10 protein-coding genes are annotated in these 13,300 nt (G+C 70.9%); 7 read left to right on the forward strand and 3 right to left on the reverse strand.

All coding sequences use genetic code 11. From position 1 onward, the window contains the following. Positions 1-30 precede the first annotated feature (30 nt). Positions 31-2,040 (reverse strand): beta-galactosidase, encoded by a 2,010-nt coding sequence (locus ACFYPD_RS13230; RefSeq protein WP_387112501.1) that lies wholly within the window; start codon positions 2,038-2,040, stop codon positions 31-33. Positions 2,041-2,319: 279 nt separating this feature from the next. Here ACFYPD_RS13230 and ACFYPD_RS13235 point away from each other — a divergent pair, with 279 nt between their 5' ends. The 7 genes from ACFYPD_RS13235 to ACFYPD_RS13265 all read left to right on the forward strand — a co-directional run bounded on the left by ACFYPD_RS13235 (position 2,320) and on the right by ACFYPD_RS13265 (position 10,870). Next, positions 2,320-3,648: an ABC transporter substrate-binding protein gene (locus ACFYPD_RS13235; RefSeq protein ID WP_387112504.1), complete on the forward strand. Its 1,329-nt coding sequence runs from the start codon at positions 2,320-2,322 to the stop codon at positions 3,646-3,648. A 22-nt stretch (positions 3,649-3,670) separates the two neighbouring features. Then, entirely contained in the window at positions 3,671-4,627 is a 957-nt protein-coding gene (locus ACFYPD_RS13240; protein ID WP_387112506.1) for a carbohydrate ABC transporter permease, read from the forward strand. Then, positions 4,624-5,535 (forward strand): carbohydrate ABC transporter permease, encoded by a 912-nt coding sequence (locus ACFYPD_RS13245; protein WP_387112509.1) that lies wholly within the window; start codon positions 4,624-4,626, stop codon positions 5,533-5,535. Before ACFYPD_RS13240 ends, ACFYPD_RS13245 begins: the two co-directional genes overlap by 4 nt. Further along, a complete protein-coding gene (locus ACFYPD_RS13250; protein WP_387112513.1) occupies positions 5,532-7,727 on the forward strand; it encodes an alpha-galactosidase in 2,196 nt (731 codons plus the stop codon). Before ACFYPD_RS13245 ends, ACFYPD_RS13250 begins: the two co-directional genes overlap by 4 nt. A gap of 291 nt (positions 7,728-8,018) precedes the next feature. Next, entirely contained in the window at positions 8,019-9,014 is a 996-nt protein-coding gene (locus ACFYPD_RS13255) for a polysaccharide deacetylase family protein (RefSeq protein WP_387112516.1), read from the forward strand. A gap of 110 nt (positions 9,015-9,124) precedes the next feature. Beyond that, complete coding sequence (locus ACFYPD_RS13260; protein WP_225853704.1) at positions 9,125-9,517, forward strand: YciI family protein; 393 nt, start codon at positions 9,125-9,127, stop codon at positions 9,515-9,517. A 66-nt stretch (positions 9,518-9,583) separates the two neighbouring features. Beyond that, entirely contained in the window at positions 9,584-10,870 is a 1,287-nt protein-coding gene (locus ACFYPD_RS13265; protein WP_387112519.1) for an RNA polymerase sigma factor, read from the forward strand. A gap of 31 nt (positions 10,871-10,901) precedes the next feature. Here the strand turns inward: ACFYPD_RS13265 and ACFYPD_RS13270 are convergent, their stop codons facing one another. Next, positions 10,902-11,201 (reverse strand): MerR family transcriptional regulator, encoded by a 300-nt coding sequence (locus tag ACFYPD_RS13270; RefSeq protein ID WP_387112522.1) that lies wholly within the window; start codon positions 11,199-11,201, stop codon positions 10,902-10,904. Positions 11,202-11,795: 594 nt separating this feature from the next. Further along, positions 11,796-13,181, reverse strand: a complete 1,386-nt coding sequence (locus tag ACFYPD_RS13275) for a cellulase family glycosylhydrolase (protein WP_387112525.1) — start codon at positions 13,179-13,181, stop codon at positions 11,796-11,798. Between the last annotated feature and the right edge of the window lie 119 nt (positions 13,182-13,300).

The raw sequence follows: 13,300 nt of genomic DNA on the forward strand, positions 1-13,300 counted from the left end.
CCTTCAGGCGCGCGGCGCGGGTACGCGGGATCAGGCGGCCTCGGGACGGGCCGAGGGTTCCTCGCGAACCACCGCCACCTCCCCCGCCGGGACCACCAGCTCGCCGTCGCACCGGCCGCCGTCGAGCAGTTCGGCGCCGGTGACCGCCAGCCGGGCCTCGGCGTCGGTGTGGTTGATGACGAACAGCCAGCTCCGGTCGCCGGCCCGGCGGCGGACCACCTCCACCCCCTCCGGCGCGCTCACCGCCGGGCGTGCGCCGGCCTCGGCGAGCAGCCGGGCGACCAGCCGGTCGGTGGCCGCCTGGTCGAGCCGGGTGCCGAGGTACCAGGCCGCGCCCGCGCCGACCGCGTGCCGGGTCAGCGCCGGCACCCCGGGCAGCGGCCCGTCGGCGTACGCGGCGAGCACCTCGGCGCCCTCGGCGTGCAGCCATTCGGTCCACACGTCGGCGGTCGCGCCGTCGTCGAGGCGGACCGACTCGCCCGCCCGGAGCGGGAAGAACTCCTCGGTGCGTACGCCGAGCAGGTCGCGGAACGCGCCCGGGTAGCCGCCGAGTCGGATGTGGTCGTGCTCGTCGACGATGCCGCTGAAGTAGGTGACCAGCGCGGTCCCGCCCGCCTCGACGTACCGGCGCAGCGCATCGGCGTCGGCGTCGCGGACCAGGTAGAGGGTGGGCACCAGGACCAGCCGGTAGCGGGACAGGTCGGTGGACGGGTGCACCACGTCGGCGGTGACCCCGGCCCGCCAGAGCGCGCCGTGCAGCGCGGTGAGCCGGTCGACGTAGGTGACGTCGACGCTGGGGTGGGAGTCGAGTTCGGCGCCCCACCAGGCCTCGTAGTCGAAGAGTATGGCCACGTCGGCGTCGACCCGACTGCCGCGTACCTCGGCCAGGGCCTGGAGGTCGGCGCCGAGCCGGCAGACCTCGCGGAACACCTTGGTCTCCGGGCCGGCGTGCGGGACCAGCGCGGAGTGGAACTTCTCCGCGCCGGCCCGGGACGCCCGCCACTGGAAGAACAGCACCCCGTCGGCCCCACGCGCCACGTGGGCGAGGCTGTTGCGGCGCAACTGGCCGGGGGTCTTGGCGATGTTGCGCGGCTGCCAGTTCACCGCACTGGTCGAGTGCTCCATGAGCAGCCACGGGTCGCCGCCGGCGACGCCCCGGGTGTGGTCGGCGGCCAGCGCCAGACCGACCTGCGGCTGCGCGTCGGCGGCGGTGAGGTAGTGGTCGTTGGAGACCAGGTCCACGTCGGCGGCCCAGGAGTGGTAGTCGAGGTACTTGATGCCGGTGCCGATCATGAAGTTCGTGGTGACCGGCTGGGTGGTGAGCCGGGTCAGCAGCTCCCGCTCGGCGCGCAGTTGGGCGCGCTGTTCGTCGGAGGAGAAGCGCAGGAAGTCCAGCTGCTGGGTGGGGTTGGCGAAGGTCGGGGCGCTCCGCGGCGGGTTGACCTCGGCCCAGTCGTGGTAGCGCTGGCTCCAGAACGCGGTGCCCCAGGCGGCGTTGAGCGCGTCCAGGTCGCCGTAGCGCTCGCGCAGCCAGGTGCGGAACGCCTCGGCGCTGACGTCGCAGTAGCAGTGCACGTTGTGGCAGCCCAACTCGTTGGAGACGTGCCACATGACGACGGCCGGGTGGTCGGCGTACCGGCCGGCGACCGCCTCGACCAGGGCGAGCGAGCGCTCCCGGAACACCGGCGAGCTGGGGCAGTACGCCTGCCGCCCGCCGGGCCAGAGGATCGTGCCGTCGGCGCGGCGAGGCAGCGTCTCCGGGTGCCGGTGGGCCAGCCAGGGCGGCGGGCTGGCCGTGGCGGTGGCCAGGTCCACACTGATCCCGCCGGCGTGCAGCAGGTCGAGCGCCCGGTCCAGCCAGCCGAACTCGAAGCGGCCGGGAGCGGGTTCCAGCAGGGCCCAGGAGAAGATCCCGACCGAGACGAGGTTGACCCCGGCGCGGCGCATCAGCTCGACGTCCTCGACCCAGATCTCCTCGGGCCACTGCTCCGGGTTGTAGTCGGCGCCGTACCAGATGTGCTCGCCGTGCCAGTTCCGCATGACAGCAGAGGGTGCCTCCGAACGTCACCCAAGTCAACACTTTCCAACATCGACAGAAATTCCAACGTTTACCGTTTCCCGCCGTTGTCACAACTGGGTTATCGCTGTCCTTCTGCCCTCTTGACACCGCCGAAGCAAGGGGTAGCTTCAAGCGCCACCGGCTGTTTGTGTTCGGACATGTGGATTCACGGTGGATCTACGGCGGCCGGCACGAACACCTATCCCCGCCACTCATCACGGCCCTTGGGCGCAGCGCACCTCTTCCACGCAGGAGGCACAATGTCCCGTCCCCGTACCGAAGCCGAGTACCTCGCTCGACTCGTACCCCCGTCCGTCGCCGGCCTGAACCGCCGCTCGCTGCTCGCCGGCACGGCCGGCGCGGGCGCGCTGCTGGGCACGGGACTGCTCGCCGGCTGCGGCTCCGACTCCGACTCCGGCGGCGACTCGAAGACCGTGTCGGTCGGCTCGAACGCCTCGGACCCGACCCCGAAGGACGTCCTCGCCAAGCTGGCGGCCGGCTTCCAGAGCTCGTCGGGGGTGAAGGTCGCCATCAACACGGTCGACCACAACACGTTCCAGGAGAACATCAACAACTACCTGCAGGGCAAGCCGGACGACGTGTTCACCTGGTTCGCCGGCTACCGGATGCGGTTCTTCGCCGCCAAGGGCCTGGCCGGCGACGTCAGCGACGTCTGGGGCAAGCTCTCCGGGTTCTCGGACGCGTTCAAGAAGGCGTCCACCGGCGACGACGGGAAGCAGTACTTCGTGCCGGCGTCCTACTACCCGTGGGCCGTCTTCTACCGGAAGTCGGTGTGGCAGCAGCGCGGCTACCAGGTGCCGAAGACGCTCGACGACTTCAACGCGCTCGGCGCGCAGATGAAAAAGGACGGCCTGAACCCGATCGCCTTCGCCGACAAGGACGGCTGGCCGGCGATGGGCACCTTCGACATCCTCAACCTGCGGATCAACGGCTACCAGTTCCACGTCGACCTGATGGCCGGCAAGGAGGCGTGGACCTCCGACAAGGTGAAGAAGGTCTTCGACACCTGGGCGGGGTTGCTGCCGCTGCACCAGCCGGACGCCCTGGGCCGCACCTGGCAGGAGGCGGCCCAGTCGCTGCAGCAGAAGAAGAGCGGCATGTACCTGCTCGGCCTCTTCGTCGCCCAGCAGTTCAACGAGAACGAGCAGGACGACATCGACTTCTTCACCTTCCCGGAGATCGACTCGACCATCGGGGCCAAGGCCCTGGACGCGCCGATCGACGGCTACATGATGGCCCGCAAGCCGAAGTCGGAGGCCAACGCCAAGAAGCTGCTGGAGTACATCGGCGGCGCCGACGCCGCGAACATCATGGTGAAGGGCGACCCCGGCACCCTGGTCGCCAACACCGGCGGGGACACCAGCGGCTACACCGCGCTGAAGAAGAAGGCCGCCGAACTGGTCGGCTCCGCCACCGAGATCGCCCAGTTCCTCGACCGGGACACCCGGCCGGACTTCGCCTCGACCGTGATGATCCCGGCGCTCCAGCAGTTCATCAAGGACCCGAAGGACATCGGCGGGCTGCTCACCAGCATCGAGAACCAGAAGAAGTCGATCTTCACCAGCTGACGGCGGAAGGGGGAGGACAGCCATGTCCGACCTGCCCCTGATCCAAGCGGATCGCGCCGTGCCGCCGCCGGCCGCGACCACCACCACGCGTGGTCGCGGCCGCCGGCTACGGCTCCTGTCCGGCACCGACCGCGTGGTGATCACGCTGATGGTGCTGGTACCCCTGCTGCTCGTCGTCGGCCTGGTCTGGCTGCCGGCGGCGGCAACCGTGCTGCTCTCCGGCACCGACTGGGACGGCATCGGCCCGCTGGGCGAGATCGACTGGGTCGGTCTGAAGAACTACGACGACGTGGTGAACATCTACCCGCCGTTCGTGCCGGCCGTGCAGAACAACCTGCTCTGGCTGGCCGCGCTCTTCGTGGTGGCCACCCCGTTCGGGATGTTCCTCGCCGTGCTGCTCGACAAGGAACTGCGCGGCAGCCGGTTCTACCAGACCGCGCTCTACCTGCCGGTGGTGCTCTCGCTGGCGCTGATCGGCTTCGTCTGGCAGCTCATCTACAGCCGCGACCAGGGCCTGCTCAACGCGCTGCTCGGCAGCGACACCGACTGGTACGGCGACCCGAACGTCAACATCTGGGCGGTGCTCTTCGCCGCCGGCTGGCGGCACGTCGGCTACATCATGCTGCTCTACCTGGCCGGCCTGAAGGGCGTGGACCCCTCGTTGCGCGAGGCCGCCGCCGTGGACGGCTCGTCGGAGGCCAGCACCTTCTTCCGGGTCGTCTTCCCGGTGATGCGACCCATCAACATCATCGTGCTGGTGGTGACGGTGATCGAGTCACTGCGCGCCTTCGACCTGGTCTGGGTCATCAACAAGGGCCGCAACGGCCTGGAGCTGATCTCCGCCCTGGTCACCCAGAACGTGGTGGGTGAGGCGAGCCGGATCGGCTTCGGCTCGGCACTGGCGACCATCATGCTGGTCGTCTCCCTGGTCTTCATCACCCTCTATCTCTTGACCGTGATGCGGGAGGACCGGCGATGAGCAGCGCGACCCTGACCCGTGCAGCCGACACCCCGGCGCCGCCCGCCCGCCGCCGGCCGCTGCGGCCGGCCCGGGTGGTCCTGCACGTCTTCCTCGTCGCGGTGGCGGTCGGCTGGCTCTTCCCGATCCTCTGGGCGGTGCTGACCTCGCTGCGCTCCTACGAGTACACCGCCACCCACGGCTACGTCTCACTCGGCGGCTGGACCCTCGACAACTACGTGACCGCGTGGCAGACGGCCGAGTTCGGCAAGCATTTCCTCAACTCGGTCTACATCACGGTCCCGGCCGTGCTGCTGACCCTCTTCCTCGCCTCCTGCGTGGCGTTCGTGATCGCCCGGTTCAGCTGGAAGCTCAACATCGTGCTGCTCGGCCTCTTCACCGCGGCGAACCTCCTGCCGCAGCAGGCCCTGCTCATCCCGCTGTTCCGGATGTTCACCGAGATCCCGCTGCCGGCCTGGCTGAGCGACTCGGAGCTGCTCTACGACAGCTACTGGGGGCTCATCCTGGTCAACGTCGCCTTCCAGTGCGGCTTCTGCGTCTTCGTGCTGAGCAACTACATGAAGGCCCTGCCGCACGAGCTGTACGAGGCGGCCATGGTGGACGGGGCCAGCGTCTGGCGGCAGTACTGGCAGGTGACCATGCCGCTGTGCCGGCCGGCCCTGGCCGCGCTGGCGACGCTGGAGGTGACCTGGATCTACAACGAGTTCTTCTGGGCCACCGTGCTGATGCGCACCGGCGACAAGTTCCCGGTGACCAGCTCGCTGAACAACCTGCGCGGCGAGTTCTTCACCGACAACAACCTCGTCTCGGCCGGCTCGGTGCTGGTCGCCATCCCCACCCTGGTGATCTTCTTCCTCTTGCAGAAGCAGTTCGTCCGGGGCCTCACCCTGGGAGCCAGCAAAGGATGACCATCGTCCACCTGCGCCGCGCGCGGACCAGCCTGGTGCTCGACGCGCGCGGCCCCGGCCTGCCCCGGGTCCTGCACTGGGGCGCCGACCTCGGCCCGCTGCCCGCCGGCGACCTGCCCGCGCTGGTCGACGCCACCATCCCGCCGGTGGTGCCGAGCAGCTTCGACGCGCCGACCGTGCTGTCGCTGCTGCCCGAGCCGAGCGCCGGCTGGAGCGGCCGCCCCGGCCTGGCCGGACACCGGGACGGCCGGGACTGGTCGACCGCCTTCCGCCTCGACACGATCGACGTGGAGGACCCGCGTGGCGGCGGTGGGGACGCGGTACGCGTATCCGAGGAGGAGCGGGACCACGACGTGGCCGGACCCGCGCGGGTGACCGTGCGGGCCGCGGACGCGGGCGCCGGGCTGTCGCTGACCGTCGAGATCACCCTGACCCCGGCGGGGCTGCTGACCGTGCGGCACCGGCTGCGCAACGACGGCGACCGGCCCTACGAGGTACGCGAGCTGACGCCGGTGCTGCCGGTGCCGGCGGTCGCCACCGAACTGCTCGACCTGACCGGTCGCTGGTGCCGGGAACGCGCGCCGCAGCGGCACCCGTGGCCGATGGGCGCCTGGGTGCGCGAGGGACGGCACGGCCGGACCGGGCACGACGCCACCCTGCTGCTGGTCGCCGGCACCCCCGGGTTCGGCTTCGCACACGGCGAGGTGTGGGCGGTGCACACCGCGTGGAGCGGCGACCACGTCACGGTCGCCGAGCGCCGGCCGACCGGCGAGGCCACCCTCGGCGGCGGTGAGCTGCTCGCCCCCGGCGAGATCCTGCTCGGTCCGGGCGAGGAGTACGCCACTCCCCTGCTGTACGCGGTGCACTCCGCCGACGGGCTGGACGGGCTCAGCGACGTGCTGCACACCCACCTGCGGGCGCGCCCGGAGCACCCGCGCGGCCCCCGCCCGGTGACGTTGAACGTCTGGGAGGCGGTCTACTTCGACCACGACCTGGACCGGCTCAAGGGTCTCGCGGACCGGGCCGCCGAAGTGGGCGTCGAACGCTTCGTGCTGGACGACGGCTGGTTCCGCGGCCGGCGGCACGACCGGGCCGGGCTCGGCGACTGGTGGGTGGACGACGACGTCTGGCCGGGCGGGCTGCAACCGCTCATCGACCACGTCCGCAAGCACGGCATGCAGTTCGGGCTCTGGGTCGAGCCGGAGATGGTCAACCCGGACTCGGACCTGTTCCGGGCCCACCCGGACTGGGTGCTCCAGGCGCCCGGCCGGCTGCCGCTCCCGTGGCGGCACCAGCAGGTGCTCGACCTGGCGCACCCGGACGCGTACGCCCACCTGCTCGGCCGGCTGGACGCGGTGCTGAGCGAGCACGACGGCATCGCGTACCTGAAGTGGGACCACAACCGGGACCTCACCGAGGCCGGGCACGGCGGTCGGCCGGGCGTGCACGCGCAGACCGTCGCCGTGTACCGGCTCCTCGACGACCTGCGCGCCCGGCACCCCGGCGTGGAGATCGAGAGCTGCTCCTCGGGCGGCGCCCGGGTCGACCTGGAGATCCTGCGCCGCACCGACCGGGTCTGGGCCAGCGACTGCAACGACGCCCTGGAGCGGCTCTCCATCCAGCGCTGGACCGGCCTGCTGCTGCCGCCCGAGCTGATCGGCACCCACATCGGGCCGGAGCGCTCGCACACCACCCACCGGGTGCACGACCTGGGCTTCCGGGCGGTCACCGCGCTCTTCGGCCACCACGGCATCGAGTGGGACATCAGCGGGATCGGCGCGGCCGAGCGGGCCGAACTCGCCGCCTGGGTGGCGCTGCACAAGCGGCTCCGCCCGCTGCTGCACGGCGGTCGGGTGGTCCGGGTCGACCACCCGGACCCGGCCGTCCAGGCCCACGGCGTGGTCGCCCACGACGGCTCCCACGCGGTGTACGCGGTCTCCCGCCTGGCCACCTCGGCGGCGCAGGTGCCGGGCGCGGTGCGGCTGCCGGGGCTGGACCCGGCGCGGCGCTACGTGGTCCGGATTCCGGCCGGGGTGCCGGAGCCGGCGCTGCTGGAACTGGCCCCGCCTGCCTGGCTGGCCTCGGACGACGGGGTGACGTTGAGCGGATCGGTGCTCGGGGCGGTCGGGCTGCAACTGCCCGCCCTGCACCCGGAGCAGGCGCTGCTCCTGGAGGTCACCGCGGCCGGCTGAGCACAGCTCCGGCGACCGGAAGGAGCCCGAGAACTTTCAGGCACGCCAACGCGGCGCTGCGCCTCATCGAAGGTCCGCGCATCCCCGAGTGCGGCACCACGCTCCGCACCGTCGCCACTGGCCAGCATCGATGGCTGCGCGCCGTCTTCGCCCTTCCGGTGCCGACCTCCACAACACTTCCGGAAGTTGTTGACGTCGCGACGACGCTGCGCCGATACTTGCGCCGTCGGCGGACCTCGACGGTCATCGATGCACAGCGCGGTCCGCGGCTCCCACACAAGGAGGACGCGCATGTGGATCAGAACACGTCCGTCGAAGCGGTCGCTCGCCGCGGGATTCGCCGTGGCCGCGTTGCTCGCGGCGAGCACCCTGGCCGTCGCGCTCACCGTCACGGCCGTCCCGGCCCAGGCTGCTGCCTGCAGCGGGTACGTCGGGCTCACCTTCGACGACGGCCCGTCGAATGACCACACCCCGGCCCTGCTCACCGCGCTACGACAGAACGGGCTGCGGGCCACGATGTTCAACGAGGGCCAGTACGCGGCCGCCTACCCCGCCCAGGTGCGCGCGCAGGTCAGCGCCGGCATGTGGGTCGGCAACCACAGCTACACCCACCCGCACCTGATCCAGCAGAGCCAGTCGCAGATCGACTCCGAGGTCTCCCGGACCCAGCAGGCCATCGCCAATGCCGGCGGCGGCACGCCCAGGCTGTTCCGTCCGCCGTACGGCGAGACCAACTCGACCCTGCAGTCGGTCCTGGCGAGATACGGCCTGACCCAGATCATCTGGGATGTCGACTCGCAGGACTGGAACGGGGCGAGCGTCGACGCGATCGTGCAGGCCAACGCCCGGCTCACCAACTTCCAGATCATCCTCATGCACGAGTGGTCCGCCAACACGTTGGCGGCGATCCCCCGTATCGCACAGGGGCTGGCCAGCCGCGGCCTGTGCGCCGGCATGATCTCCCCGCAGACCGGCCGCGCCGTGGCGCCCGACGGCGGCGGTGGCGGCGGTGGCGGTGGGGGCAGTTGCACCGCGACGCTCTCGGCGGGGCAGCAGTGGAGCGACCGCTACAACCTCAACGTCTCGGTGTCCGGGTCCAACACCTGGACGGTCACCATGAACATCCCTGCCCCCGCGAAGGTCATCGCCACCTGGAACGTCAACGCCACCTGGCCCAACGCCCAGACGATGGTCGCCAGGCCGAACGGCAGCGGCAACACCTTCGGGGTCACCGTCCAGCACAACGGCAACCGGACCTGGCCAACCGTCTCCTGCGCGGCCGGCTGACGCCGGAAATTTCTTCTGGACGGATGTCGAGGAGCGGAGTGGCAGCTTCTACCGAAGGGTGGAAGCACCGACAATCGGTGCTCGGGCGTGAGGAGCCAACCGTGAAGTACATGCTGCTGATGCAGTTCAGCGCCGCCGGCACCGACTTCCCCTCCATCGACACCTGGACGCCGGAGGAGATCCGGGCGCACATCGGGTTCATGGGGGAGGTCAACGCGAAGCTCGTCGCCGACGGGGAGTTCGTGCAGGGCGAGGGCCTGGGCGGGCCGCAGCAGGCGCGGATCGTCCGGGCCGGCGAGAACGGCGCGCCGGTGGTCACCGAGGGGCCGTTCGCCGAGACCAAGGAGTTCCTCGCCGGCTGGTGGATCGTGGACTGCGAGACGCCGCAGCGGGCCGTGGAGATCGCCGCGCACATCTCGACCGCCCCCGGGCCCGGCGGGCGTCCCCTGAACATGCCGATCGAGGTGCACCCCGTCATGTCGGCGCCGCCGCAGGAGCTGTGACCCCTGGGCGTACCGGACCACACCGTCGAGGACCTGCTGCGCGAGCTGGCGCCGCAGGTCCTCGGCGTGCTCGCCCGCCGGTTCGGCGACTTCGCCACGGCCGAGGACGCCGTGCAGGAGGCGTTGCTGGCCGCGGCCACCCAGTGGCCGGCCGAGGGGCTGCCCGACCATCCGCGCGGCTGGCTGGTCCAGGTCGCGTACCGCCGGATGATCGAACTGGTCCGGGGCGAGGCGGCCCGCCGCGACCGGGAGGACCGGGCCGCCCGGCGCGGCGGTGACGACCGGCGGACCGCGCCGGCCGCCGACGAGCCGCTGACCGCGGACCGGGACGACACCCTGGTGCTGCTCTTCCTCTGCTGCCACCCGACGCTCTCCACGGCGTCGGCGATCGCGCTGACCCTGCGCGCGGTCGGCGGGCTCAGCACCGCCGAGATCGCCCGCGCCTTCCTCGTCCCCGAGGCCACGATGGCGCAGCGGATCAGCCGGGCCAAGCAGCGCATCAGATCCTCCGGTCTGCCGTTCCGGATGCCGGCGGAGGAGGAACGGCAGGCCCGGCTCGCCGCCGTGCTGCACGTGCTCTACCTGATCTTCACCGAGGGGCACACCGCGAGTCTCGGCGACGACCTGCGCCGGGTCGACCTCTCCGAGGAGGCGATCCGGCTGACCCGCGCCATGCACGCCATGCTGCCCGACGACAGCGAGGTGGCCGGGCTGCTCGCCCTGATGCTGCTCACCGAGGCCCGGGCCGCCGCTCGCACCGGTCCGTCCGGCGAGCTGATCTCCCTGGCCGAGCAGGACCGCTCCCGGTGGGACGCCGCCGCGATCGCCGAGGGAACCGCGCTGGTCACCCGGGCCATGGCCCGGGGGCCGGTCGGGCCCTACCAGGTCCAGGCCGCGATCGCCGCCCTGCACGACGAGGCGCCGACCGCGGAGCGCACCGACTGGCCGCAGATCCTCGCCCTCTACCAGGTGCTGGAGGGGCTGGCGGAGAGCCCGGTGGTGTCGCTCAACCGGGCCGTGTCGACCGCCATGGTGCACGGCCCGGCCGCCGGGTTGGCCGCCCTGGCGGCGCTGGCCGACGACCCCCGGCTCACCGAGCACCACCGCCTCGACGCGGCCCGGGCCCACCTGCACGAGATGGCCGGCGACCGGGACGCGGCGGTGGCGCACTACCGGGCCGCCGCCGGCCGGACCACCAGCCGCCCGGAGCAGGAGTACCTCCTGGTGCGGGCGGCGCGGCTGGCCACCAGCCGTCCATACGACGGCGAGCAGTCCGGCCCACGCCAGGGCTCAACATCACACCAGCGGGAAGCGGGTACGACAAACGGTCCCTCTGCTGGAGAAGGACCGTGAGGCGATGAGATCAGGCAGCGTCCGCTTGCCGTTACCGCTGGTTGTTCTGGTTGTGCCGTAGGGCTTCTTCGAGCTGGTCTTCGAGAATGATGATCCGGCAGGCGGCTTCCAGGGCGGTGCCCTGGTCGACCATCTCCCGGGCCCGCGCGGCAAGGCGGAGCTGGTAACGGGAGTATCGGCGATGGCCGCCGGCCGACCGGAACGGGGTGATCAGCTTTGCCTCGTCGAGGCGACGCAGAAAGTCCTGCGATGCGCCGGTGATCTCCGCGGCGCGGCCCATCGTGTAGGCGGGGTAGTCGTCGTCACCGAACATGTCGTCGGGTTGGGCCATACACGTACCTCTCCATGACGAGGGCCCCGGCGCTTTTCAGCGCCGGGGCCCGGGTTACGGGTCAAACACCATCTACCGGCAAATTCGTCGGGTTGTCGTATCCGCACCTACCGCCGTCGGCGGCTTGGGGTGCGAGGATCGCATAAGCGTGACCGGAGACCACCTCTCGTTCGATGGAAACTGCGGTGTCCGGCTCCAGAGTTGAACTACGTCCTGGAGACGGGCGATCCAACGGTGTTCGGGCCCTCCCTTTCCTCTGCTTCCGATTTCTGTGGTGCTTGTCGTGCTGCCCGCCGGTGCCGGAGCCCCACTCGACTTCATGGCCCCGTGCACGTGCGGCGGACTGTCCTACCAGGCGAGCCCTGAACCAGCATCGGCCCACCTGTCTGCCCTGACCTGGAATGACGTCAGGGTCTTCACTGCTTCGTCCGCGTCTTCAACGATCTCTGCTGTCAACGACAGGAACATTAGCCAGGTGCGGCGAGAATGTCTAGCGCTTCGGACCTAGATTTTCTGAACCGCCGCGCCTGCTTTCGGTGGACGACACGACAGGGTGGTGGCCGGGTCCGCACGGACCCGGCCACCGGTGGTGCCTCAGCTCGCGGCGCAGGTCACCGCGGGGATCGGGTTGCTGCCGTTCCAGCTGCCGATGAAGCCGAACGAGGTGCTGGCACCGGCGCCGAGCCGGCCGTTCCAGTCGACGTTGCGGGCGGTGTACGCCGAGCCGCTGCCGCTGACCGTGGCGTTCCACGACTGGCTGACGGTCTGGCCGTTGGCGAACGTCCACCTCGCCGTCCAGCCGGTGATCGCCGCCGCGCCCGCGGTCACCCTGACCTCACCCTGGAAGCCGCCCTGCCAGGAGTTGACGATCGTGTAGCTGGCGGTACAGCCACCGGGCGGCGGCGCGGTCGTCGGGCTCGTGGTCGGGCTGGTCGTCGGGCTCGGGCTGGCGGTCGGGCTCGTCGTGGGGCTCGTGGTCGGGCTCGGTGAGGTGCCGGCGTAGACCGAGGCCTCCCGGGCGGTGGCCCGGATGCCGTTCGCCCCGTTGAAGATCCGCTGGCCCCAGGTGGTCAGCTGGTTCGGGTCGAAGTTGGTGACCATGTCGAGGTACTCGACGCCGCCGCCGTTGCCGCTCCACGACCAGCCGAGGTAGCCGATCCCGTTGGCCTGGCTGTAGGCCAGGATGGTGTCCTCGTCGGGGTTGCCGTCGGAGTGGTTGAAGCCGAACTCGCCGACCACGATCGGCAGGCCGGCAGTGCGGAACCGGCCCAGGTAGTCGGTGATCTCGGCGGCGGTGTCGAAGACGCCGTACATGTGGATCGAGAAGACGGTGTTCTTCTGCGGGTCGGCGGCGAAGACCGAGCCGGCGTTGTCGCGCATGGTGAAGGACCAGTCCTGGCCCCAGTTCGGCGCGTCCACCATGATCGTGTGGGTCAGGCCGCCGGCGCGCAGCCGCTTGATCGCGTTGGCCGTGTCGGTGGCCCAGGTGCCGTAGCCCTGGTTGCCGTACGGCTCGTTGCCGATGTTGACGATGACGTACTTCTCCTGGCCCTGGAGGGCGCCGGCGATGCTGAGCCAGTAGTCGACCGCCCGGTCCAGGGCGATCGCGCCGCTCTGCTCGCCGTACCCGGTGGTGTCGTGCACCTCCAGGACACAGATGAGCCGGTTGGCCTTGCAGAGCGAGATGACGTTGGTGACGTCGGCGGCGCTGTTCTTCGCCCAGCGGTCGCCGCTGGCCAGCACCACCCGGACCGTGTTCGCACCGAGCGCCTTGATGTTGGCGAACGAGGTGGTCTGCTGCGGATACCAGGTGTGCGCGTGGTTGACCCCGCGCATGACGAACTCGGTGCCGTTGGCGTCGTAGAGCCGGCCGCCCGCGACAGAGAAGCCGGCGGCGGCGTGGGCCGGCTGCCCGAAGGCGAAGACGGCGGCGAGGACCGTCAGCAGGGCGACGCCCGCGACGGAGAGCAACTTCTTCATGGCTGTCCTCAGGGAGGTCTCCCCCGTTGCCCAGTTAGGGGGTGCGGTGAGGGCGTGGCGGCTGAGCCCGGCAGCCGCCGCCCGACTCCGGCGGACGCACGCATCAGCGTAGGGCGATG

Source organism: Micromonospora sp. NPDC005299 (genome assembly GCF_042872345.1).
Taxonomy (GTDB): domain Bacteria; phylum Actinomycetota; class Actinomycetes; order Mycobacteriales; family Micromonosporaceae; genus Micromonospora.

Excerpts from the sequence above, each read along its gene's own strand:
- ACFYPD_RS13250 (WP_387112513.1), top strand. The coding sequence starts at position 5,532 with ATGACCATCGTCCACCTGCGCCGCGCGCGGACCAGCCTGGTGCTCGAC.
- ACFYPD_RS13230 (WP_387112501.1), bottom strand. The coding sequence starts at position 2,040 with ATGCGGAACTGGCACGGCGAGCACATCTGGTACGGCGCCGACTACAAC.
- ACFYPD_RS13270 (WP_387112522.1), bottom strand. The coding sequence starts at position 11,201 with ATGGCCCAACCCGACGACATGTTCGGTGACGACGACTACCCCGCCTAC.
- ACFYPD_RS13235 (WP_387112504.1), top strand. The coding sequence starts at position 2,320 with ATGTCCCGTCCCCGTACCGAAGCCGAGTACCTCGCTCGACTCGTACCC.
- ACFYPD_RS13245 (WP_387112509.1), top strand. The coding sequence starts at position 4,624 with ATGAGCAGCGCGACCCTGACCCGTGCAGCCGACACCCCGGCGCCGCCC.
- ACFYPD_RS13240 (WP_387112506.1), top strand. The coding sequence starts at position 3,671 with ATGTCCGACCTGCCCCTGATCCAAGCGGATCGCGCCGTGCCGCCGCCG.
- ACFYPD_RS13275 (WP_387112525.1), bottom strand. The coding sequence starts at position 13,181 with ATGAAGAAGTTGCTCTCCGTCGCGGGCGTCGCCCTGCTGACGGTCCTC.
- ACFYPD_RS13255 (WP_387112516.1), top strand. The coding sequence starts at position 8,019 with ATGTGGATCAGAACACGTCCGTCGAAGCGGTCGCTCGCCGCGGGATTC.
- ACFYPD_RS13260 (WP_225853704.1), top strand. The coding sequence starts at position 9,125 with ATGCTGCTGATGCAGTTCAGCGCCGCCGGCACCGACTTCCCCTCCATC.